The following is a 24,242-nucleotide window of genomic DNA, read 5'->3' on the forward strand; positions in this document are numbered from 1 at the left end:
CTGCTATGAAACACTCTCAAAGCAACCGATTATCTATTCCTATCGCAATGTTCTTTGCACTGATACTTGCGTTCACTATGCTGGTCACGCCTAGACCGTTACCGGCACACGCGGCTACCGGAGCAACATTGCAGCTGTCCGCCTTCAAGCATGACAACACCGGTACAGCTCTTCCAGACACAGCCGATCTTCTTTCTGGCGTAACCTTTGTTCTTACCGATCCCGATTCAGGTTTTAAACACCAAGTTACGACGTCGTCAAGTGGCCGGGCAGTATTCAGTAATCTGAATGAAGGAAACTACACGCTGACGGTCGAAAAAGTGCCAGCCGGCGTCGTTAATCTTGCTAAACCCCATAGCATCTCAGTGTCAAAAACTCCGACAGGCGACTTTGAAATATTGATGGATGGAAAGAACGAAAACGGCGGCGCTGGACCGGCTCCGGGCGCACATGTTCCAGGAAAAACTCCATTCAAGATATATTTTCCAGTTAAACCTAACATTGCCAAGATCAGTAGCGTTGCAGACAAGACAGTAATCGAACGATGCGACGGCAATAATTTAGCTGAACCAGTGACGTTCACAATGACTGCTCCGCTGTCAATTTATGCTAACTGGCAGTTTGTCTACCTACCTTCAACGGATCTCGCTACCTCGTATGCGAATTTCAGTATCCAAGATTTAGTCAGCCCCCGTCTGGAAGTAATTGCCGCACGCGGTTATGTCGAATCATTAGGCATGACAGCAACTGTCCCAGTTCAGATATCGCAAACTCCTACCACACAGGGCACTCTCGTTAAAGCAGAGATTACCGATTTTTCTCAGTTATTAGCTAAGGGTTTTGAGGCGGTAGATTTACGAACCCTCAAGCTAGAAATTGACGTACGTCCAGCTGCTAGCGAATACCAGAATGCACAAGTGAACACATCACCCATCGAAAATACTGCAGAAGTTTGGCTTGATAACAACATGGTCAACACTTCGAACACTGTGAGTATCAAACTAAAGGGCAGCGAGAAAACTGCAACGAAAGTGTGGAAAGATCTCGACACCATGCCTGCGCCACGGATTTCTTTCCAGCTGATGCGAAACCTTGATGGAGAAACTCCTGAGCCAGTTCCTGGACTAGCATTGGCTACCTTAACGGGAGAGACGACGACGGCGACCTGGATCGATTTACCAGAACGGGATGGCTCCTGCCACCCATGGGCTTACTCGGTACGCGAAGTGGACTCCCAGGGGATCCCAGGGGTGCCAGAAAATTTCGAATCGACGCAAACTGACGCGTTGACGGTTACAAATTCACGCCTAGTACACCCAGCGATTGATATTGAAAAGTATACTCTCGATGAAGGCCTGTTCCCTGGAGATCACGACGACGAAGCAGATCCTTACCAAATTCCTCTAGAAAATGTGGATGCCGGTACAGCAGTTGGCTTTGTTATCACAAACATCGGCGATATCGCATTAAAAGATTTACAGTTCAGTGATGTAACAGATCCAAAGACTGCTGGACGTGTCGCCAATATTCATTGTACGCTCAACGATCAGCCAATAACAGTGACCGAGCTCGCTCGTTTTGAGGTTGGGGAAAAGATCTATTGCCAGGGCAAACTCGCCAACATGCCGTTAGGAGCATTTCACAAGGATATAGCTTCTATTCATGCAGTTTCAGTAGTACGCGATATAAAGGTTTCGGATTCTGATCTGTGGCATGCAGTTACTCCAAAACCTGCACCTGAACCGGAACCATCTCCAGAACCATCTCCATCTCCGGACCCACAACCCGAGCCAGACCCAGAACCATCTCCGTCTCCGGACCCACAACCAGAACCACAACCTGAGCCAGACCCAAAGCCGGAACCACAACCTGAGCCAGACCCAAAGCCGGAACCACAACCTGAGCCAGACCCACAACCAGAGCCAGAATCCGAACCGCATCTTGCTACCACAGGCACGCGTCTAGACTCTGTCATGCTGGCGATGCTCGGTCTACTCGGAATCGGTGTTGGATCTATTGGCATTACCACAATAACTATCAGAACGCGTAAGGAATAATCTCTTTCCTTTGGTACAAACGTGCGCTGTGGACAATCAATGAGTCTACAGCGCACGTTTTCATGCTCAGGTAATATAAACAAACAGTAGATTATTGGAGAAGATATGCAAGCCCTAGAACTTATCTTGTTACTGTTTTCCGTTATTTTATTATCGACTGTTCTGGACCAGTTAGTTTCTGGATTGTCGCTCCCACTCATTCAAATTGCGATGGGATTGCTTGCGGCTTTAGTTATTGGCGAACCGTTTGCCCTCACGATCGACGCCGATCTGTTTCTGGTACTTTTCATTGCTCCGCTCTTATACGACGAATCGCGTAAAGTTTCAAAACGATCGTTAGCACGCCACATGTCTTCGATTCTGTCTCTAGCGATCGGACTAGTTGTAGCAAGTGTCTTTGCAGTCGGATTTGTACTCCATTGGCTATCCCCTACTATCCCGTTAGCCGCAGCGCTCACACTTGGTGCAGCTCTCGGACCTACTGACGCAGTTGCCGTTACTGCACTGGCAAAAACAGCAAAACTAAACGAACGCCAAAAAGCTTTATTATCTGGCGAAGCTCTTATCAATGACGCCTCCGGCATTGTGTCATTCCAATTTGCGGTAGCACTGGTAGTTACTGGAGTTTTCAGCATCCGTGAAGCGGCAACGGCATTTGCTATCTCGTTTGGTGGCGGGCTTGTATGTGGCTTGGTTTTGGGGGTCGTGGTTCTAGCTGTGACTCGTGCAGTCCGCAGTGTGGGCTTGGAGTCTACCGTGTTCCACGTGACGTTCGAAATTTTCACTCCGTTTGCTATCTATCTCGTTGCAGAGTCATTACATGTTAGCGGTGTTCTTGCGGTGGTTGGTGCCGGATTATTAGTCACGTTAGCGCCGTTACCTTCTACGGTTTACACAGCTCGGGTATCACTTGTTTCTTCCGGAGTATGGGAAGTGCTCAGCTTTATCCTCAATGGCGTTGTTTTCGTGTTTCTTGGTTCGAATTTGCCAAGCATCGTCACAAATTCGTGGGAACAGTCTGCAGATCCGCTAGCACTCTTAGGAATGGTCATTGCCGGCACTGTAGTAGTTGTCGGCGTGCGCTATCTTTGGATCGTAATTGCCGATTTCATTAGCATGAAACGTGGTGGGCTACCTGGTTTTCCTTCGTTACGCAGTGTTTTAATACCTTCTTTAGTGACGACGTTGGGTGGTCCAAAAGGCGCTGTCACACTCACTATTGCGTTCACACTGCCTTATGGAATTATTGGTACGCATGGCCAATCTATCCGTGATGAGCTTATTTTCTTAGCATCAGGGATTATTTTGTTTACGCTTCTTCTTGCTAATTTTATTGTTCCGCGTCTGGCACCGTTCCAGGTCTCTGCACAGGAAAAAACACGAGAGAACGACGTACGAGCAGCTGTGTTGCGTCTCCTCATTAAATCAATGACTACTAAGTTCGAGACTCATTATCCCATTGCACTGGCATTGTTTGTTAGCCGTTACCGACGCGAAATTGCAGAGCTAACTGCCGGTGACGACTTTGCTACCGCAAACCGTCAACTGCGGTTGGAATTGATTTTCCGACAACGCGAATTTATTGACGATATGTTGTCTCAGAACACGATTTCAGTTGCTACCCACCATGCGCTAGACCATACGTTAGAACGTCTTTTGCAGGTTATGAAGCATCGTCGCAGTGGCGCCTTTAATATCAAAGGCATGTGGGCATTTATCACCAGCCGGATAAGGATCTTTCTTGATGACCACAGCTCCGATAAAGCCCCTGACTCAGTTGAGCAGTTACGCCATGCACGAATAGAACTCGAAAAGTTTGCAATCGCATTTTTAGAATCCGCAACTATTGATTCAGAGAATGCCGAAAATGTACGCAAATTCCTGCTACGTGAACACAATGACATGCTTCGCCAGCTAGAACAATCTTCTCATAGACAATATCCAGCTATACCCGAAACACAAGACGCATCAAACACAGCCCATGACCCGGAAATTCCATCCAGAACAATGGGCGAACAACTGAATTTACTAGAAGTTGAGGCACTCCGTCTTGAGCTAGGATGCATCCAAGAGCTACGTGAAGACGGTCAGATAACATTGAAGGAAGCGCAAATGCTCCGCGATGAAATCTATCTGCTACAGATGAACCTTTCTGACCTAGGTACCCACTAGCCAAGCCAGCTGACTACAGAATCAGCAATTTCTTCGCTACCAAGCGACAGCTCACAGTGATACCTGAGACTTACTCACACTTACGCCAACGCACCAGCAAAGCTCCACCAAGAATCACAACCATACCGGTAAAAGCTAAACCAAACGGGTCTGCACCAGTTTTCGGTAATTCCGGCGGCGTCGGTGGTGTAGGCGGCGTCGGTGGTGTAGGCGGCGTCGGAGGCGTCGGAGGTGTAGGCGGCGTCGGTGGTGTAGGCGGCGTCGGAGGCGTCGGTGGTGTAGGCGGCGTCGGAGGTGTCGGTGGTGTAGGCGGAATGAACGTATTCGTTACGACAAGGCCATCAACTGAACTCGTAAACTTATCTGAAACTGTCAGTTCCCGAACCGAGTATGTCAGTTTCTTACCTTCGCGGAATAACGGCATTCCAGTCCATGTATAACTGGCAGATCCTGCACTAAGCGTCACTGGTTCACCAACAGGTTGTGGCTCCTCCCCAGTAACACCTGCCATCAACTGGAATTGGACATCGATCTTCTTACCTTTACCAGCCCAGTGTTTCTCTACTGTTATATCTGTGCGAAGCAACTGATTAACAATGGCGTCAAATACCCCGATAACATGAGGATCAGTTGCACTCGTCGGTTCATTAACCTGGATAGTCCGCGGTTCGCTATCTGTTTTGTAGCCTGCAGGTGCCTGGACTTCGACCAGCGTGTAGTCACCGGCGACTGGAACGCTTATCCTAAATTTTCCCGGGTTCTTATCAAGATCTGCATCTAAGTCATCTTCAACGGTCTGCTCAAAGCCATCCGGCCCTGTCACCTTAAAAACAGCGCCACCCAATAAATCGTTAGACTCATCGGTCTTGGTCCATTCTAAGGCAAACGTCTTTTTAATATTCTCTACGTCAACACCCCAGGTACCATCTTCATTCTTCTTCGGCGAAACCACCGAAACGTATCCGGGTATTTCATTCTCACGCACAGAATATGCAATATTGTGGCCAGCATCAGATTTAATTGGCAGATCTGTAACCGTCGTCGTCCAATCTGGCGCAGTAAGCTCAACCGTTCGAACCACTCGACCATCTGGGAAGTCATCACTTGTCCCAATAACATCAAACGACAACGAATCCACGCTACTAGGAGCATCCGGCGTCCACTTCTTAGTCAAAACCAACGAGGTTACTGTTGGCTCATCTTTGGTATTAGTTAGCTTAACTAGCCACGATCCGTCCCATTGACGTTCAACCACAGCATCGGATGTGAAGCCTTCTATCTCATGTTCACGAACACTGTACTCGATAGGGTCTCCGGCAACATTAGTTATTGGCAAATTTTCAACTGTAGCTTTCCAACCAGTGTTCCACGAAAGCTCAATCGTATTCACAATTGTTTCGTCAACTTGACCAGATTGCACGGAATAGTCTTTGCGAAGAATATCTACTGTCACCGGAGGCGCTGCATAGCCATCAACGAGGTCTTTACCGGAGTCCTGGACCATTTCGCCGTCAACAATCCATGATTTTTCGATTTGCATGCGAGTTTGTTCTGGAGTGCCGAAAACCACGTGCCCATTTGTTCCCAGTCCGCCACCGAGCCTGGCGCTATTGCCGCTGATAGTTAATTGTGCAAATTTCTTTGCTGTTTCTAAGGATTCTTTTGGTGAAGAATTCTTGAGCCCGGCATTGGAGAGCTCAAATATTTTCTCCGGTGTTCGTTGTTGCCCGGTATCAGATGGGTCGAACCGAGTCGACTCTACCCCTAATGAGCCGTCATCGAACCACCGAGATATTCCACCTCCGAGCATTCGTTCGGAAAGTCGGATTGGAGCAGCATGTGCACCGCCATAGTTGGTGTGGGCCAAATCGTCACCGAATTTTTCAGCTTCATTGTTGGCAACTGCTACGCCATCAGTTACATAGAATGTATATGAACCAGTAGGACACGTCCACAATCCTCCTCCGACAGAAGACGAGGTATTGTCCGTGACAAGAGCATTGAATATATGGGCAGTGTAGGTTTTAGTCGCAACATATACGCCACCGCCTTGACCAGAGGTTGAGTTGTTCGTAATATTTCCAGCACGCAAAATGACGTCGTTTGACACAACGTTCACGCCACCGCCAGTACGCCACGCATTATTACGCGAAATAGTCCCACCGTTCATGGTAAAACTGCCCGGGACCAATTTCCGCCACTCTTCGCTGGTAAACCCCTGAGTCTTCCCTTCCCCGTCAACTTCCGATCCAGGATAGTCTCCACCCCAGGTGTAGAGGTTCATGGCATTGACTCCACCACCGTTAGGTGCCCGGTTTTCGCTCATCTCGCCGCCGTTCATGGTCAGCGTTGCGTTGCCAAAAACAAGCGCTCCGCCTCCGCCAAAACCAGCAGTATTGTGCGAGATAATTCCGCCATTGACGACGACGTTCGAGCGCTCGCCTTCTGGGTCGCGTAAAGTAGCTGTCCGGTCCCATGGCCATGTCCATGCAACAATGCCACCAGCGAAACCTGCGTTATTGGAGATTTCACCACCGTTGATCTCAACATATCCGCCGTTATAAACGCCAATGCCGCCAGTTTCTCCGTATGATGCTCCGCTAACAGCTGAGCCACGCCCGTTGCTAACTTCGCCCGAGTTCATAATGAGTTTTGCACCCTTGGACACTGCGATGTTTCCAGCGCCGTACTGGTTCGATCCTGGATCTTGGCCACGCCAGTTGTCCGTAACAATTCCGCCGTCGATTAACAGTGAAGCATTCTTACCGGTAACAGTAATTGCACCTTTATTTGATCCCGAAAGATTGCGAGCACCGTAAACTTTTGATCCCTTTCCAAGGACAAGTTCACCTTCTACTAGAATTGTAGGAGAACTAGCTGGCACATATTCTCCACGGGCATACACACCAATGCGCCCCGCAGTTTTACCAGACGGATTTTCTTTAAGGGTAAGCTTGCCGCCTTCTTTGACATGTATGAGAGAACCAGTAAAGTCATCTTCCCGGTTCAGCACTGACCCCGTGGATTCAACCATCGGATGAAAGGGTTCTCCTTCCACAATTTCAATATCCTGACCGGCGTTAATTACGAGAGTGGAAGTCACCATATTATCGCTGTCAAACAACACGATACGAGTTGGATCTTGTGCTGCCTGATCGATGAAAGACTGGATATCACAATCGTATTCACAAACAAATTCTTGTCGGTCTAAGGCATAAGATTTAGAAACTGGTGGCGCAACGATAGCAACGAGAACTACCGTTGCAACAACGAGAAAGTAGCACAATCGCTTGAACAAATACGGGCCTGGCCGAACGGACATTAGCATAGAAAAACCACCGATTAACTGAAGCACTTATTAAATCAGTCAAACATATTATTAGAGCTAATGCAATAGGTTTTACTAGATATTGGTTAATTCTTAGCAAGATGCACTATATTTGCGGGTCTAATCACATCTATTCAGAGAGCAGAACCGCACATGAAGGAATAAAATTGACCTCGGCTTATTTGTTTTCATCTGAGGAGAATCATGCTAGTTGTCGGTGGAATGATCGGAGTTGGCAAAACCACTCTCGCGTCAGTGGTTGCAGCGGATCTCGATATCGATCTTTACACGGAAAATGTTGACGACAACGATATTCTCCCTCTTTTCTACACCGCATCTGAAGAAGAACAGATCTTTAAGCGTTACCCATTCTTATTACAACTTGAATTCCTGACATCACGTTACCGGGACATCAAGCGTGCCCTATTTGGCGGTCCAGCTATAATGGATCGGTCAATCTATGAAGACTGGTATTTCGCAAAAGTCAACACTGATTTGGGTCGCATTTCTCCAGAAGAATTCCGTCTTTACGCCAAAATCCTTGATGAAATGATGAAGGAGATCGCGCAGTTCCCGAAGAAAGCCCCGGATCTCATGATCTATCTGCACGCCTCGTTCGATACGATTATGGAACGCATTGGGGCGCGTGGGCGCGACTTCGAACAAGACGAGAAGCTTGTCTCCTATTACCGCACCCTGTGGGAGGGCTACGACGATTGGGTACACAACCACTACTCAGCATCCCCAGTACTCATGGTTAACGCAGACGAATTCGATTTCTTCCGCGCCGAGGATCGCAAATTCCTCGTCGAGCAGGTGGAAAAGCTTCAATTTAACCCTACGGCTCAGTATATGACGCTGTCTCGCGATTAAATTGTCGCGATACTAAAATTCGCCGGATCCATTGTCACGCATAAACCGTTCAAACTGATTTATCACATCACAAATAATTGCTTCCGCAGAATATCCCATAATGTCATATGGCTCTTCATCTAAGCTTGTCTGAACTTCTATTCGAGTAGAACGGTCATTCTCAGTTGGGATTTGAGTTCCATAAACCATCGCTGGGCCATCAATAGAAATTGTTCGATAATAGAAGTCTCCTTGAGTCCCCGTAATGTGCAGTGTTAGGTGGTCATAGACAACGCGATCTGTTTCTGGATATACATAGTTATCATCGCCCGAGACCACCGCCGAATAAGCACCTTGTTTAGCAATCTCAGTAGCCAATGCTTCCAGTGCTTGCCTAACAACTCGGTCTAGATAGTTTTGAGCTTGTTGCGGGGTCACAGTTCCAAATAATTGTGCAAGACGTTCTTTCCACGAAGCGTTCTGCGAAAAGCTCGTTGCTGCCAACGAGCCTATCCCAAGCGAGTAGGTTACAGAGCGAGCTTTCATAGTTTTTCTATCACGGCTTATCTCCTTATAGAAACCAACCATGGTTAGAGCGATGACGAAAGCAAACGGCAGGCCCATGATGACTGTCGCCGATTGTAATGCAGGTATCCCACCAACAAATAACATCCCAACAGTTAAAACTCCGGTCAGTGACGCCCAGAATACCCGCAACCACGGCCGCGCATCCGTCGTCGGCGATGGCAAAACTGAACACAAGTTTGCTACTACTAGGGCGCCTGAATCAGCAGACGTTACATAGAACAAGAATCCGACAGCAGTCGCAAGCAGTACAATAGCTGTCCCACCTGGAACCTGCTGTAACAAATGATAAAAACCAAGCTCCGGAGTATTGAGAGTAATCCGCGCAAACTCTGGTCCGTCGTCGGCGCGCAAAATATAGTCGATCGCACGGTTACCAAAAATAGAAATCCACATCACCACATAAAGGAATGGAATCGTCATCACGCCAAAAACAAATTGTCGGATAGTGCGGCCACGAGAGATTCGCGCCAAAAACATTCCAACAAATGACGCCCACGCCACCCACCAGGCCCAGAAGAACAGCGTCCACGCGTTCTTCCAGATTTCAACATCAGAATAAGCCATCGTATCCATCGTCATCTGTGGGAAGTAGGCTACGAGATCACCAATGTTTGAAACCATGGCGTTCATCAAGAATTCCGGACGCCCGGTAGCCAGCACCCATCCCACTAGGGCGATCGCTGCTATAACGTTAATCTGCGAAAGAATACGTATCCCCCGCGAGACACCCGACACGGCCGAAATGATTGCCATCAAAACCGCAACGAATATGAGAACAGTTTGGGTTGCTAGGCCTCGTTGGATCCCAAACATTATTTCGAGTCCAACGTTGATTTGGACGACGCCGATTCCAAGGGTTGTTACGACGCCGAAAACGGCACCAAGAATGGCTGCAATATCAACAATGTCTCCGAAAATGCCTGCCATGCGTTTTTCGCCAAAGATTGGTTCTAGTGCAGTGCGAGCCGCGATTGGGCGTCCACGACGGTATGCGAAGTAACCAAGCGCCAGCCCCATCAGGGCGTACATTGCCCAGCCGGTTATTCCATAATGGAAAATGGCCCAAACAGGGGCTTGTTCCGCAGCAGTGACCGACTGTGGTGTACCTTGTGGCGGTTTCATAAACTGCGATACTGGTTCTGCTACCGAAAAGAATAAGATATCTGTTCCGATACCAGCAGCGAAGAGCATAGACGCCCACGCTAGATTCGAATATTCAGGACGAGAATCCGACGACGACAAGCGGATGTCACCATATCGAGAAAGCGCAATATAGAAAACAAAAACAACTGTCGCTGTTCCCAATAAAATATAGAACCAGCCGAACCATCTGCCAATCCATAAAGTAACGACACTCAGAACGTGCCCTGCAGCTTCTGGCCCAATAATTGTCCATAGGACTAGAGCTCCGATTGACAATGCAGCGCCCCAAAACACTCTGCGCTTAACTACTATTGCCCGATTCGGTTCAAGTGTCGCGTTCACCCGTCTCATTTCCGTTCTTGCTAGCATCATATCCGTCTTAGATTTACCACATGTGGAGCACTGTGCCAACCCTACGTGCAGCTATGCGCTTGCCTCCGAACATATAATGACTCTCATTATTACTTAAATAAACATATTGTAATTCTTTTATATCTGTGTCATGATTAAGGCATGGACATCCTGAACGGACTGCCACAAGCAGCAGAACTTTTCAAAGCACTCGGTAACGAATCACGCCTAGCGCTCCTCGTTTTGCTCGATAAACAACCACTCGGAGTGGGCGCGCTTGCTGAGCAAGCACACATGTCTCAACCGCTGGTTTCCCAGCACCTTCGTACGCTTCGAGCAGTCGGCCTTGTCACCTCAACCCGTCACGGGAAAGAGATGATCTATCAGGTAGCTGATGTGCACGTAGCGCACGTCGTTGCAGATGCCCTCATCCATGTTCAAGAATCAGTGGATTCTTATTCCCTACCCCACCCGCACGATGACCATCGTGCACGACAGAAAGAAGCCAACAATGACAATTAGCGATCTCCACGCCGAGCACACCGTAGCCGAACACAAGCACGGCGAAGGCTGCGGCCACGAAGCTATCCAGCATGGCGACCACATCGATTACGTGCATGGCACCCACCATCACGCCCTCCACGGTGACCACTACGACGAGCATGAAGCAGTAGCCGAACACACTGTTTCCGAGCACAAGCACGGCGAAGGCTGCGGCCACGAAGCTGTCCAACACGGAGACCACGTCGATTACATCCACGATGGCCATCGCCACGCACTTCACGGCGAACACTACGACGAGCACTGAATTAAACTACTAAAGCGACATAGCCCCATAAATGTCGCTTAACAAAGACGGGTGGGAAGATCATTTCTGATCTTCCCACCCGATATTTAACCCTCGCTAACAGCAACGAGCTTGCACATTCCGTTCGGCTTCGTCAGCGCGTGCACGCCAAAACTCGCGCTCGCTCATCGGCTCATGACCAGGATGCTCCCGGCGATGACGTTCAACATAGGCATCGTAGGCGCCCTCTCCCGTCATAGCTCGCCATAAATACCGAACGTGCTCATATCGATCCCAGAATTTCTGGGAGAACTCTGACATGGTTGCCCTGCTTTCTATTAACGATCAGTATGTTTCATAGTGACAGGCACTTAGCCCGCCAGCATTTGTTCAGTGGGAGCGTGGTTTTGCGCCCGGGATAAGATTCGGATCGCCAACCTGCTCGTATTCGACCACAAGTTTCTTTTCAAGTGCGGTCGCAACTAAGTTAGTTGGCGCAAAGAAGTTCGACTCCTGGTACGGATCTTCACTGTGAGCAAATTGTCCGGACTTGATGGTAGAGATAATCCGAACTGCAGCCATAACAATGACGAAAGCTACCGCGACAACGAAGATAATCGACAGTGTTCCTTGAATAAAGGTGTTACGAATGACTGCAGCATTATCTTCAATTGCTACTGGATCAGTGAGTGTTTCAGCTTTTGCGACAGCATCACGCCATTGCTGGAAGTAGCCGATTTTTGCGTCGGTGGAGAAAATCTTCTGATAGGACGCAGTAAAGGTTACCGCTACATCAAATGCGAATGGAATTAGTGGAATCCAAAGATACTTGATAAAACCTTTGCGCGCCACCACCACAGTGCACAGCAGCAACGCAATTGCAGCGATGAGCTGGTTAGCAATGCCGAACAGCGGGAACAGGGTTTGGATGCCACCACGCGGATCGGTGACGCCCATTAGCAGAAGTGAACCCCACGCAGCTACGACGAGCGCAGTTGCAATCCAGGCTCCCACGTTCCAATTTGGGTCCTTAAACTTTGGCATTACTGATCCCAGTGCTTCGGAGACTTGGAAACGTGCCACCCGGGTTACTGCGTCAACGGCCGAAAGAATGAATAAAGCTTCGAACATAATCGCGAAGTGGTACCAGAAACCCATCATTCCTTTGCCACCACCAACTTGATGCAGAATATGCGCCATCGAAACAGCCAATGTTGGCGCACCACCGGTTCGAGAAACGACCGACGGCTCCCCGACATCCTTGGCGACTGCCTTAAATGCTTCAGCGCCAGTGACAGTAACTTCATTCCCCTGGCTGTCTTCGGTTTCCCACTGCGGTTCGATCCTTCCGCCTTCAACGTTCGTAACGCCCAAGTTCCCTACAGCAACTGCAGTAATCTCTTCGCGGTCTCCGTCGTACTGCTGAACAATCGCGGTCCCAGCGAGCTTATCGACGGTTCCTGCGGACGTGTTCATTCCGAAATAGATACCTTGGTTGAGCGAAGCAGCCGCGGCTAGAGCCATGATAGCGACGAACGACTCCATCAGCATTCCGCCGTATCCGATCATGCGAACTTGGGATTCTTTCTGGACCATTTTTGGTGTGGTTCCAGAGGACACAGTTGCGTGCATACCAGATAGGGCGCCACATGCGATGGTGATGAAGAGGAATGGGAAAAGCTCGCCCGCGAATACTGGACCATCAGTATTCGTTGCAAATTCAGTTACGGCTGGCATTTCTAAGATGGGGCGCACGACGACGATGCCCAACGCTAAAATGGCGATAGTGCCAACTTTCATGAAGGTAGACAGATAATCACGTGGCGTAAGTAGCATCCACACCGGAAGAACGGCAGCGAAGAAGCCATAAATAACCATCGCTATAACTAACGTGGTCGGGCTCAAATGGAGCCATTCACCGATCGGCGACTCAGCAACATAACGGCCGGAAATAATGCACAAAATCAGACCAAAACAACCAGCAATGGACACCTGAGTGATTTTTCCTGGTTGAACAAAACGCAACCACAAGCCCATCGCTATGGCGAGTGGAATCGTCATACCGACAGAGAATACGCCCCATGGCGATTCCGCGAGTGCATTAACACATACCATTGCTAGCACCGCGAGAACAATCATTAGCATGACGAGCACGATGACTGTTGCAACGGCACCACCAATTTTGCCAATTTCGTCTTGTGCCATCTTACCGAGTGAACGGCCACCACGTCGCATAGAAAAGAATAATACGAGCATGTCTTGAACTGCTCCAGCAATAAGGACACCGAAAATAATCCATAAGGTTCCCGGCAGATATCCCATCTGGGCAGCGAGTACTGGCCCAACTAGTGGCCCTGCACCAGCGATAGCAGCAAAATGGTGCCCGTAGAGGACCACCCGGTTGGTCGGATCAAAATCTCGACCATTATTGATACGCTCAGCCGGGGTGGCATTCGTATCATCTGGAATCATTATTTTGCGCTGGATATAGAGCGCATAGAACCGGTACCCAATGGCGTAGGTACACAGTGCAGTTATAACGAACCAGATCGAATTAACTTCCTCGCCGCGGATAATAGCGAGCATAGTCCATCCAAGCGCTCCTAGGACGGAAATTCCTATCCATAAAGCTATTTTGACAGGTGTCCATTTCTGGTGCGGCTTGACGCCGACTGGTACACCGTCTTTATTTCTGAGAATGTACTTTTCTTCCTCCGCGGTGTAAACCGGGGTGGCCGGAGCAGACATCTGTGTCCTCCAAACTAATCTTAAACTGACATAAAAGTCACGACGGCGTGCGCTCACGTATGTTTGCGACATACAAATTGCAACGTCGTGCGTTGCAAGTCTAAACGTATTTTGGTTTGCGACACAGGGTACTCTAGTCCTATTTCCTTTTATTCCTCATTAAATCAAGGAAAACTGGAAATGAGATATTTTTCCATCCTTGCTTGCTCTCTATTTCGGATCAGTTATATCATCTGGAACGATCCAAAAATCACACTCGCCCGAGCAATCGGGCAGATCGTGAAGCGATACGATAATCCGTCGACATGGCGAGTGTTGAAGTCAAAATCCCAGTTTCCCGGGTAGACATCTCTCCTCTTTTCAATCCATTCCGCATGCCTATGTATCCCCCGCCGAAACGCATTGAAATGCCACGGCTTATTAAGATTGATCATTCCCAAGTATCGGCGTATCAATCGATTCTCATAAAACTCATCTATTATCTTCTTCATTTCATCTTTTTTAATGAGACTCCTATTTCCAGCATGAAATGAAAAGAACGCCAGCACCATATACAGATTGCTCGACATAGGACTTCGATAGCCAATGTCTTCTGCTCTACCAAGGAGATTTTTATATGCCTTGCGAGCATTATTCATAATTTCTTTGGATTCCGCTTGCGAATAGCGCTTCTTCAACGACTTTCGCACGTAATGAGAGACAACGAGCCACGGCGTTGCACGATACTTCATCATAGAAATCACCTTCAATTAGGTTAGTGTCACCTAAGTTAATCGTAATACGCGAGCGCTTATCTGGGTACCTCCAACTTACTTATGCCGAATCTTACAACCCTTGAATATATAGCCATTTCCACACGTATCGTTTTGAGAAAAAACATTTTGAGAATTATTCTTATATCTATTGAGAATTATTCTTAGCTATCGATAAGGGGTACCGTGAAGCGACTAATAGCTGGCATTATGGCGCTAGCGCTGCTGAGCGGTTGTTCCTCACCTACCTCATCGCAAGAGCACCATGTAGTCGCTTCGACCCCATTTTTGGCTGACATCACCCGCAATGTTGCCGGTGACCGCCTAGATGTAGTTCCTCTCGTCCCGCCGGGACGTGATCCGCACACCTACGAGGCAACTTTTTCCACTATTCGCTCCATTGCTTACGCAGATCTAGCAATCACAAATCAGCTGCTCCTTGAAGACGCCGCGTTAATGGATTCTCTCCACGCGAATCTCCCCAAAGACTCACGGATTGTTGCGTTGGGCGACGAAGCTGTTCCTTTCGGCGCCTATCACATTCCGCTTGTCGAAGATGTTTCGCTATCCACTGCCTGGCTCGGTTTACGAGTCGATGGTGCAGGTGGCTCGCAAGACTCTGTCACATTCACTGCGCAGGATTTTGACGGCCCGGCCAAAATGGCGGCATTTACGACTGGCACATTTGGACAAGCCAATGCCTGGCTCAACACCTCCGATGGCATATCTGACGCAGACAAGTTAGCGTTGCCAACTAATGCGCACACACACATGTCGTGGGCATTTTCCCGCCCCGGAATTTACCACTTAACTCTTGGCGCAGCCCTCACTACTACAGACTCCGAAACTGACTTAGGATCCAGCACAGTCACGTTCGCCGTCGGCGTTGATCCGGCATCCGTGGCAGAAAAAATGAAAGACGACGACGGACAACCTGCTCGTGTTATCAGTTCTGGTCATTTGGATATCACAGCTTCGCTACAAGGCGGACTATCGTTGCGGGGTGAAGACGCATCCGGAACATCATTCGTTACCGATCCAACCTCTGCAGTTATTGCAGTCCCACATTCAACCGCTACCAAAATCCCGCAGAAAGGTAACTGGCGTTTTATTGGTAAGCCGGGGGACGATGTGTGGATCTTGGCCCAAGCAGTTATCGGAAAGCACGTACATGGTGAAATCGATCCTCACATGTGGCTAGACGTACGCAACACCATGGCCTATGTTGACGTTATCGCAGAAGCGTTAGCAACATACGATCCTGCCGGTAAAGCTACTTACCTTGCCAACGCCACCGATTATAAGGATAAATTAGCTAAACTCGATCGCTGGATGCGCCTGACCTTAGCCGGCATACCAGAAAATCAACGCCGTCTTGTCACCAGCCACGACGGCTACGGATACTTTGCTAGAGGCTACGGGCTTGAAGTTGCCGGATACGTCTCCCCTAATCCATCCCTAGAACCGTCCACTCGCGATCTTGCAAACCTTTCTGCCACTCTCGCAGCTTTGCGCGTTCCCGCAGTTTTTGCTGAGTTGGGCGGCTCTGGCCAGTCCCCTGCGTTGAAGAACCTAGCACGAGCTAACAATATCGATATCTGTTCAATTACTGGAGACGTCGTCCAAGACGGCCAAACCTATATTGACCTCATGACTAACCTCACCACAACGGTAACCACATGTCTGAACCCTGGCGCTTTGCCACCATGGCCAGCAGACCTAGATATTCCAAAGGTAGAACAATGAAAAACCGAATCACTGCTATCCTTACAGCTACATTTTTAGCTGCCACAGTCTCTGTTCCGGCTTTCGCCACCACAGATTCTTCAGAAGCAGATCCAGCGCTAACCCAGCGCGTTGATGCTAACGAAAACATTGCACCAGCCGGTGAAGCTGTGGAACGCAGCGCAGGACATATCGATCTAGGTCCTAAGCTTATTGATGGTCAATGGGAGCTCATGGCTCGCGATGACACCGAGCCAACACCAGTATGGCGTCATGTCTCCGATATGATCTACCGCGTTTCTGACCAAGGTATCTTGGCCGTCCCAGAAGATGACACATATTCCTTTATCAAACCAAGTGGCGACAAAGTTTGGGTAGTCCCACAGCAAGAAATCCCAGACGTCGTCTGGCTAGGATGGAACACCCAGGATCCAGCGGTAGCAGATAACGTTAATGGAACCGTCACCTTGACCTACGGCGGACACGATGGGCCAGGACAATTCAATGTCTTCGTCCAAGCTGGAAACTTTGGTGCCCCGCAAGTGCTGTGGACGTCAGACAAGAAAGAACAGCAACCCATCGACGTCGATCTTCACTCTCACACTCACGCCAACTGGGTATTTACTGAACCAGGGATTCATCGCGTCACGCTCACCGCAGCCGCAACGCTCAAAAATGGCTCCACCGTTTCGGACACCCAAATACTGACTTTCGCAGTAGGAACTGACACCGACGCTACAAACGCGCTCGCCGAAACTGCCGCAAAAGCTGATTCAGCAGCAACCTCAACTGACGCAACAAAAGACTCGACTTCGGACGATCAGCAACCAGCTACACAAGAGCCAGCATCCAACGAGGCCACCTCTTCAGTCCTCCCCCTCGTTGCCGGAATCGGCGGAGCTATCATCGTGATTGCACTCATCGCAGTCGCCGTTGTCAAGCACAAAGAATCCGCCACAAAGAAGGAAGCGAAGGACGAACTGTGACAGCACTGTTACAGGTATCGGACGTGAGCGTTCGCCTCGGCGGCCGCAACGTGTTACATGACGTCAGTTTCGACGTCGAAGCCGGCCAACTCATCGGCCTCATCGGTCCTAACGGTGCCGGAAAAACAACGCTGATGCGAGCCATAAACGGGCTAATCCCAACCTCGGGCGGAACTATTACCCGGCATGCGAAACTTGGCTATGTCCCACAGTCACGCCAGATTGAATGGGACTATCCGATGTCGCTCGAACAGCTCGTTGCCACGTCGTTTATTCCACATCGCCGGTGGTACTCTCGCCTCGGCAAAGCCCAATGGCAAGCTGTTTATCAGGCGCTAGAAACCGTTGGCTTAGCAGAATACTCGGAGCGTGCGCTCGCTGAACTTTCTGGTGGCCAAAAACAGCGGCTTCTGGTCGCGCGCGCCCTCGTTACTCAGCCATCGTTACTCCTGCTCGACGAGCCATTCACTGGTCTTGATCATCCCAACCAGGATTCCTTGACTGACCTATTCACCTCATTGGCAGAGCAGGGCGTCGGTATCATCATGTCCACCCACGATTTGCCAGGCGCTGTTGATATGTGCAGTCATCTGCTCATGCTCAATCGCTCGATTCGAGCCTACGGAACTCCAGCAGAACTACGCGATCCACAACTGTGGATGGATACCTACAGCGTGCGCGCTGATTCTTCATTGCTAAAGAGTTTAGGACTGGCATGAACATCATAGATTTTCTTAACGACCTCACCAATCCAGCTTTGAGCTTTCTACCGCGCGCTTTGGTGGTAGCGATTTTAGCTTCGATCGTGTGCGGAGTGGCCGGAACACACGTCATTCTACGCGGTATGTCATTCGTTGGAGACGCCCTCTCCCACGCAGTTTTCCCTGGCATAGCAGCTGCCTTCGCGCTCCAAGGCTCGATTCTGTTAGGCGGTGCGCTAGCCGGAATTATCGTCACGCTACTCATTACCCTGTTTTCACAACATCGCCGGCTAAAGGAGGATTCAATTATTGGTGTCTTCTTTGCCGCCGCATTTGCCCTCGGCCTCGTTATCATGTCGCGAATCCCCGGCTATACCGGATCATTAGAATCGTTCCTTTTCGGTTCACTCAATGGATCGACCGATTCCGACATGCTAGCAGTAGCTGGCCTCGGATTTTTAATCATCGCGATCCTGGCTTTCTACCATCGCAAACTAGTAGCAGTAAGCGTTGATCGCGACTACGCGACAAGCCTTGGTATTTCCACGTTAGTCGCTGATCTCGTGGTCTATCTTTCGGTAGCAGCCGCAGTTGTTATCTCAGTTCAGACCATCGGCAATATTCTTGTCCTTGCACTCCTCATTACACCGGCAGCAGCAGCCCGAATGCTTACCGATCGAGTCGCCACCATGATGATTATTTCGCCAGCAATCGGTTCTCTAGGAGCATTTCTGGGAATCTGGGCATCATGGGCATGGGACGTACCCACCGGAGCCACGATCGTCCTGATCCTTACGGCGATATTCGTCGTCGTCTGGTTATTTGCTCCGCAACGCGGCGTTATTACTAGCTGGCTACGCGCAACTCGTAAGTGACAACGTCCAACTCCACAACTCATTATTGCGTTCAGCTACAACGGTAAGTCGGTCATCGTGCCATGCTGCATCGCAATAGCCAAATTCTTCTGGACCGAAGTCGTACAACACCTCGCTGGAAGCCATATCTATGATGGCACCGTGGTCCCGTCCGGTAAATGAGTGCGGATGGATCAGCATATTGCCAAGTGCTTTGGCGTTACATCCGGGATCGGGCAACGTCTGGTAAGTGAGATCAGAAAAGCCTAGACCAGCTTCGCTATAAGCCACCAGCCGCCCGCCTGCACCCCGACCTTCAAAACCTTGGATACGAGCATTGAGGATAACGCCCTTGTCTGCTTCCCAAGCAAGCGACGTTTCATCAATCTGATAATGCGGATGGGACACCGGCTCTGACAATGCAATAATGTCGCCATTGCGTACATGCGCAACCCGAACAAATGTCTTACTACCGCGTCGCATAACGTAAGGGATCAACACCGAATCGTCAATCATAATCGTGGATCCCGACGTTGCAAACATTGCGTCTGCCCTGGTCTCTTCATACAGCTCATCACATCGCCGATAGGTTAGCTGATCTAAGTCATCGCCATAGGCAATCCACGGCTCTAACCGTGGGCCAGCAAAACATGATGACATATAGCTCACTGGATCAACAACCGAGCTATACGCTACCGTAATTGTTTGTCCATCAGACGCCACGCACGCATCTGAGGATATTGAGTGCTCCGGCAGAAGATAACGCTGAGGACCAGCATAACCGGCAGTAATATCGGCGTACGCAATTCGATTCGGATTGGGTAAATCTGATGCCATAACTTCGCCGGTAAACCTGCGTCCGCTCCCATATGCTGGCGCTGGACGCTGATCAAAGAAACACAAAATTCTATTGCGAAATACCGTGAGAGCTGGAATACGTACTTCACCAGCATTAATCGGCTGTGCGATGCGAATTGGATCAGATAAGGAGGTAAACATAGCTGAGCTCCCTACTGCTCCTGGTTTTCGTTTTCCCCGTCTTGTCCGTTACCGTCTGATTGTTCCGAAGGAGCTGGCTGTGCAGGTACTACCGTACTATCCGGAGTATCATCTACTGACGAATCTGGAATGTTCTGAACTTGATCCGATTGTGTCGCTTGGGGTTGTTGCGAGTACTGAAGAGGCTGCGTGTTCGTAAGATTTTCATTTACTGCAGCACCATTTGTATTGCGCTGTTCAGTAGGGGTAACCACTGTTGCTAATACGTACTCACGTAATCCGTCAATGCCTGCTTGGTCGTCAGCCTTAATCGTATACTCATAAGAAATGCCATCAAGATCAAAGCCAAAGATCTCAGTTAGCTGGCTAGCCCCATTGATGCGGAAATGATGAACATTGGTTTGTCCAAAAAGTACATCGTCTAGATACTCGACGTTCATGCCTTCTAAGCTAGGTGACGAGTTGAGATACTCGGCGTATTGTTGAGGATCTGGAGCAACCCCCGAGGTCCCTACCACGCTCAATATGCCTGCTTGCGACTTGCCTTCATTAGCCCAATACCCGATACGGCCGGGGATCTTTGACTTCTGTGCAGCGAAATCAGCCGGTAATTCAAGATGAATTGTTGCAGCGTCGATTTTAAGCCGTCCGTCAACTACCTCAGAGACAAAGTCCTCCGCTTTTAATGCTCGCTTCAATGTTGTTTCTGACAACGTGGACTCTGGTTCTTTTTCAGCTTGTTTCGTGGTTTGTGTAGGTGCTGGCTTTGGCTGTGGCTCTGGGGTGCTTTGCCCACAACCGCTCAGAAGCAGAGCAACAACAGCAAGAACACCTAGATACTTTCGAGACACATTCTCTCCTTTGGGCGTGGGCAGACTACTGGAAATAGTCTACGACATCAGAGATATAAAAATGGCTCTGACATAGCGTCAGAGCCATTTTTATTAGCTTATATCAGTCAAGCAAACCCTTTTGTGCGGCCTTTGCCAAACGGCGCGGGATACGCACCTCGCGGCCACCGGCGAACTTGACGGTCTGAAGCTCAGTGAGCTCAGCCTTCCACTGGGAGCGGCGAGAGCGGGTGTTGCTACGGGACATCTTGCGCTTAGGTACTGCCATGAGTCCAACCGCTCCTTTCATCTACGATCATGATGCTTGGTTATCCAAGCAGACAAGCAATAACTTTAGCACGCTCAGCCGATAAACAGCAGTCCACACTGTCTATTTGTGCGCAGAACCACTGGCTCTATTGCTTGATACACTTGGATGCGATGACTACCTTACACCGTTTACCCGTCGGTACCGAATTACGCTCCGAAATTGAGATCAAACGTTCCCGCTTTATCACGCTGATTCGCCGTGTTGAAACAGCAGAACAAGCCCGTGGCTTGCTTGCCGATGCGCGCGCTGAGTTTCCTGACGCACGGCATCATTGCAGTGCTTATATTGTCTCAGTTCCGGACGCCCAACCGATACACCATTCGTCCGACGACGGCGAGCCTTCCGGAACTGCCGGTCGCCCGATGCTCGACGTATTAATTGGATCCCAATTAACTGATATTGCAGCGGTAGTTGTACGGTATTTCGGCGGAACGCTTCTTGGCACTGGCGGACTAGTACGAGCCTATTCTGATTCGGTGAAATCTGGCCTTGCGGGAGCTCCCCTGGTTTCCCCTGTCTCGCGGGCTCTCTACACCGTAACGTTGCCGCATACTAGCGCTGGAAAGTTCGAAGCAGACGTACGTGCCCGCGGCTACGCCGTCGTTAATACTGAATATGGCGCCGCTGGAGTTACTTTCCAGGTGGCAGTTGACGACGGCGAGACGTTCGCGGTGCTTATTTCAGAGTTCACTCGAGGTCAAGTTCAACCGGAGTTTTCTGGCCGCATAGTTACCGACGAACCAGCGGGACATATGTCACTTTAGCCATGCTCACGGCGAACAGCAGATCAGCTAGTTGGCATCAACCCCAGCTTCGCCGTACACTGGAGATGTTTATTTTTCAATAATGATGCTGAGGCGGAAGGAGAACACAAATGACCATGTTCGTTTCACTCTTCACCGCATGTCATTGCACCTGTCTACAGGGCGTCAAGCTTTAGTTGTGTACCTGCGTACATGCTTGGCGCTCGAAAGTATGAAACGTAAATTTTAACTAGATAGGAAGCCTCATGCTCTATAGCAATGCAACTGAACTTATTGGAAACACCCCGCTGGTACGCATCAATCACCTTACGGGAACCAACGCAACCGTCGCTGCAAAGCTCGAATATTTTAATCCAGCAAACTCAGTCAAAGATCGTATTGCTGTTGCTATCATTGACGCCGCAGAAGCATCTGGTCAACTCAAGCCCGGTGGCACAATCATCGAAGCGACTTCTGGTAACACCGGAATCGGTCTAGCGTGGGTAGGTGCTTCCCGTGGCTACAACGTCATCTTAACTATGCCTGAATCGATGTCCAAAGAACGCCGGGTGCTACTACGTGGTTTCGGAGCCGAGCTTATTTTGACTCCTAAAGGTGACGGCATGCGTGGCGCCGTCGAAGCTGCAGACAAGCTCGTTGCCGAAACCCCCGGAGCTATCAAAGCATCCCAGTTTGCAAATGCTGCTAATCCGCAAAAGCATTACGAAACCACCGGTCCAGAAATCTGGAATGACCTCGATGGAAACGTCGATATTTTTATTGCTGGCATTGGCACCGGCGGAACCATTACCGGCACCGGAAAGTATCTCAAAGAACGCAACCCTAATCTCAAGATCATTGCAGTCGAACCAAGCGAATCACCGCTGCTTTCCGAAGGTACTACTGGGCCGCACGGTATCCAAGGAATCGGAGCTAACTTTGTGCCGGATGTACTCGATACTCAGCTCTATGACGAAGTACTCCCAGTCTCTACCGAGGACGCATTAGATTTCGCTCGGCGGGCGGCTCATGAAGAAGGGCTCTTGGTAGGTATTTCTTCCGGCGCTGCCCTAGCAGCTGCCGCAACCGTTGCTGCCCGTCCGGAAAATGCCGGTAAGACCATCGCGGTTATCATCCCTGATTTCGGCGAACGGTATATTTCAACGCCATTATTCGCCGGTCTAGCAGACTGATTGGAAACCTACTGATGCATGATCATCCGCCATTGTTTAAGCAAATGAAAGAAGATATGCAAGCTGTAATCAAACACGATCCGGCAGCGCGTAATCTTCTCGAAGTGTTCCTAGCCTATCCGGGTGTTCATGCCGTGTGGGGTTACCGCATTGCCCACCGCATGTGGGGTCATAATTGGCTCAAAACACCAGCACGAATCTTCGCTCAAGGGGTCCGCACATTTACCGGGATCGAAATACATCCGGGTGCTGAACTTGGCCGCAGACTATTTATTGATCACGGCATGGGCGTGGTTATTGGCGAAACTGCTGAGGTGGGCGACGACGTCGTTATCTTCCATGGAACCACGCTCGGCGGGGTCTCGATGTCCGAAGGCAAACGCCACCCCACCGTCGGTGATCGCGTGGTGATCGGGTCTGGCGCAAAAGTGCTCGGACCAATCACAATTGGAGACGATGTTGCTATCGGCGCAAATGCGGTGGTTGTTAAGGATGTTCCAGCCGGAAACACCGCCGTTGGAATCCCCGCAAAAAATCGGCCTGCCAAAGACAAAACAGAAACCGGTGAACAGCTCGATCCGGCGATATGGATCTAGGTACGTTAATGCCCCCGATTATCGGGGGCATTACTCATTTTACTTTTCGTAATCAGCCATCATGTCAATCCGTGACTGATGCCGAGATTCTGGATCAAATCCAGTGCTTAAGAAAATATCAACGAAACGCGTCGCTTCTTCTAGAGAATGTTGCCGAGCGCCGATCGAAATCACGTTTGCGTTATTGTGCTCGCGCGCTAGCGATGCAATCTCGTCATTCCACACCAGAGCTGCTCGAACGCCAGCAACCTTATTAGCTGCCATCTGTTCCCCATTACCAGAACCGCCAATAACGATTCCCAGCGACCCCGGATCCGCAATAACCGCTTCGCCAGCAGCAAAACACACTGGCGGGTAGGCATCCATTTTGTCGTAGGTTTCGTAGCCGTGGTCAGTGACGTCATGGCCCTGTCCACGCAGATGCTCGATAAGATGGGCTTTTAATTCAAAACCGGCATGATCTGCCGCAATATGTACTCGCATGTACATTAGTCTACCCACATCCG

The 24,242-nt window shown here is 49.7% G+C and carries 21 protein-coding genes; 12 read left to right on the forward strand and 9 right to left on the reverse strand.

Annotated elements, in window-relative coordinates:
• Positions 1-5: 5 nt before the first annotated feature.
• Together BLT51_RS08640 and BLT51_RS08645 are read left to right on the forward strand one after the other, a co-directional pair.
• On the forward strand, positions 6-2,057 hold the full coding sequence (locus tag BLT51_RS08640; RefSeq protein ID WP_091282279.1) for a SpaA isopeptide-forming pilin-related protein: 2,052 nt from the start codon (positions 6-8) through the stop codon (positions 2,055-2,057).
• A 105-nt stretch (positions 2,058-2,162) separates the two neighbouring features.
• Positions 2,163-4,229, forward strand: coding sequence for a cation:proton antiporter (locus BLT51_RS08645; RefSeq protein WP_091282281.1), 2,067 nt, complete (start codon positions 2,163-2,165; stop codon positions 4,227-4,229).
• Between the two features lie 70 nt (positions 4,230-4,299).
• On the opposite strand, the gene BLT51_RS08650 is transcribed toward BLT51_RS08645, so the two are convergent.
• Complete coding sequence (locus tag BLT51_RS08650; protein ID WP_091282284.1) at positions 4,300-7,557, reverse strand: Cna B-type domain-containing protein; 3,258 nt, start codon at positions 7,555-7,557, stop codon at positions 4,300-4,302.
• Between the two features lie 204 nt (positions 7,558-7,761).
• On the opposite strand from BLT51_RS08650, the gene BLT51_RS08655 reads away from it, so the two are divergent.
• Positions 7,762-8,430, forward strand: a complete 669-nt coding sequence (locus BLT51_RS08655; RefSeq protein ID WP_091282287.1) for a deoxynucleoside kinase — start codon at positions 7,762-7,764, stop codon at positions 8,428-8,430.
• Between the two features lie 12 nt (positions 8,431-8,442).
• Here BLT51_RS08655 and betT read toward each other — a convergent pair whose 3' ends face one another.
• Entirely contained in the window at positions 8,443-10,482 is a 2,040-nt protein-coding gene (betT, locus tag BLT51_RS08660; protein WP_231943947.1) for a choline BCCT transporter BetT, read from the reverse strand.
• A gap of 171 nt (positions 10,483-10,653) precedes the next feature.
• Between betT and BLT51_RS08665 the strand changes: the two genes are divergently transcribed.
• Complete coding sequence (locus BLT51_RS08665; RefSeq protein WP_091282288.1) at positions 10,654-11,013, forward strand: ArsR/SmtB family transcription factor; 360 nt, start codon at positions 10,654-10,656, stop codon at positions 11,011-11,013.
• Positions 11,003-11,299 (forward strand): hypothetical protein, encoded by a 297-nt coding sequence (locus tag BLT51_RS08670; protein ID WP_091282290.1) that lies wholly within the window; start codon positions 11,003-11,005, stop codon positions 11,297-11,299. Before BLT51_RS08665 ends, BLT51_RS08670 begins: the two co-directional genes overlap by 11 nt.
• 96 nt (positions 11,300-11,395) lie before the next feature.
• Here BLT51_RS08670 and BLT51_RS08675 read toward each other — a convergent pair whose 3' ends face one another.
• The 3 genes from BLT51_RS08675 to BLT51_RS08685 form a co-directional block, all read right to left on the reverse strand.
• A complete protein-coding gene (locus BLT51_RS08675; protein WP_091282292.1) occupies positions 11,396-11,599 on the reverse strand; it encodes a YbdD/YjiX family protein in 204 nt (67 codons plus the stop codon).
• 69 nt (positions 11,600-11,668) lie between these two features.
• Positions 11,669-14,026 (reverse strand): carbon starvation CstA family protein, encoded by a 2,358-nt coding sequence (locus BLT51_RS08680; protein ID WP_091282294.1) that lies wholly within the window; start codon positions 14,024-14,026, stop codon positions 11,669-11,671.
• A 224-nt stretch (positions 14,027-14,250) separates the two neighbouring features.
• Positions 14,251-14,760 (reverse strand): hypothetical protein, encoded by a 510-nt coding sequence (locus BLT51_RS08685; protein ID WP_091282296.1) that lies wholly within the window; start codon positions 14,758-14,760, stop codon positions 14,251-14,253.
• 204 nt (positions 14,761-14,964) lie between these two features.
• Here BLT51_RS08685 and BLT51_RS08690 point away from each other — a divergent pair, with 204 nt between their 5' ends.
• The 4 genes from BLT51_RS08690 to BLT51_RS08705 are packed head-to-tail and all read left to right on the forward strand — an operon-like array spanning position 14,965 to position 19,065.
• Positions 14,965-16,524 (forward strand): anchored repeat ABC transporter, substrate-binding protein, encoded by a 1,560-nt coding sequence (locus BLT51_RS08690; protein ID WP_231943948.1) that lies wholly within the window; start codon positions 14,965-14,967, stop codon positions 16,522-16,524.
• The gene (locus BLT51_RS08695; protein WP_091282298.1) at positions 16,521-17,489 is read left to right on the forward strand and encodes a choice-of-anchor M domain-containing protein; all 969 of its coding nucleotides are present in this window, start codon (positions 16,521-16,523) and stop codon (positions 17,487-17,489) included. The genes BLT51_RS08690 and BLT51_RS08695 overlap by 4 nt, the downstream gene beginning before the upstream one ends.
• Positions 17,486-18,208, forward strand: a complete 723-nt coding sequence (locus BLT51_RS08700; RefSeq protein ID WP_091282300.1) for a metal ABC transporter ATP-binding protein — start codon at positions 17,486-17,488, stop codon at positions 18,206-18,208. The genes BLT51_RS08695 and BLT51_RS08700 overlap by 4 nt, the downstream gene beginning before the upstream one ends.
• Positions 18,205-19,065, forward strand: coding sequence for an anchored repeat-type ABC transporter permease subunit (locus tag BLT51_RS08705; RefSeq protein WP_091282303.1), 861 nt, complete (start codon positions 18,205-18,207; stop codon positions 19,063-19,065). Before BLT51_RS08700 ends, BLT51_RS08705 begins: the two co-directional genes overlap by 4 nt.
• Here BLT51_RS08705 and BLT51_RS08710 read toward each other — a convergent pair.
• The 3 genes from BLT51_RS08710 to rpmF all read right to left on the reverse strand — a co-directional run bounded on the left by BLT51_RS08710 (position 19,045) and on the right by rpmF (position 21,162).
• On the reverse strand, positions 19,045-20,043 hold the full coding sequence (locus BLT51_RS08710) for a sialidase family protein (RefSeq protein ID WP_091282305.1): 999 nt from the start codon (positions 20,041-20,043) through the stop codon (positions 19,045-19,047). The two genes, BLT51_RS08705 and BLT51_RS08710, sit on opposite strands and share 21 nt — an antisense overlap.
• 11 nt (positions 20,044-20,054) lie before the next feature.
• Positions 20,055-20,894 carry an LptM family lipoprotein gene (locus tag BLT51_RS08715; protein ID WP_091282307.1) on the reverse strand — a complete coding sequence of 280 codons (840 nt, stop codon included), beginning with the start codon at positions 20,892-20,894 and terminating at the stop codon, positions 20,055-20,057.
• A gap of 103 nt (positions 20,895-20,997) precedes the next feature.
• The gene (gene rpmF, locus BLT51_RS08720; RefSeq protein WP_091282310.1) at positions 20,998-21,162 is read right to left on the reverse strand and encodes a 50S ribosomal protein L32; all 165 of its coding nucleotides are present in this window, start codon (positions 21,160-21,162) and stop codon (positions 20,998-21,000) included.
• 152 nt (positions 21,163-21,314) lie between these two features.
• Here rpmF and BLT51_RS08725 point away from each other — a divergent pair, with 152 nt between their 5' ends.
• The 3 genes from BLT51_RS08725 to epsC all read left to right on the forward strand — a co-directional run bounded on the left by BLT51_RS08725 (position 21,315) and on the right by epsC (position 23,736).
• A complete protein-coding gene (locus BLT51_RS08725; RefSeq protein WP_091282312.1) occupies positions 21,315-21,968 on the forward strand; it encodes an IMPACT family protein in 654 nt (217 codons plus the stop codon).
• A gap of 245 nt (positions 21,969-22,213) precedes the next feature.
• A complete protein-coding gene (gene cysK / locus BLT51_RS08730) occupies positions 22,214-23,140 on the forward strand; it encodes a cysteine synthase A (protein ID WP_091282315.1) in 927 nt (308 codons plus the stop codon).
• 14 nt (positions 23,141-23,154) lie between these two features.
• Positions 23,155-23,736: a serine O-acetyltransferase EpsC gene (epsC, locus tag BLT51_RS08735; RefSeq protein ID WP_091282317.1), complete on the forward strand. Its 582-nt coding sequence runs from the start codon at positions 23,155-23,157 to the stop codon at positions 23,734-23,736.
• Positions 23,737-23,775: 39 nt separating this feature from the next.
• Here epsC and BLT51_RS08740 read toward each other — a convergent pair whose 3' ends face one another.
• Positions 23,776-24,219, reverse strand: coding sequence for a ribose-5-phosphate isomerase (locus BLT51_RS08740; RefSeq protein ID WP_091282320.1), 444 nt, complete (start codon positions 24,217-24,219; stop codon positions 23,776-23,778).
• Positions 24,220-24,242 lie beyond the last annotated feature (23 nt).

This window comes from Arcanobacterium phocae, from assembly GCF_900105865.1.
Taxonomy (GTDB): domain Bacteria; phylum Actinomycetota; class Actinomycetes; order Actinomycetales; family Actinomycetaceae; genus Arcanobacterium; species Arcanobacterium phocae.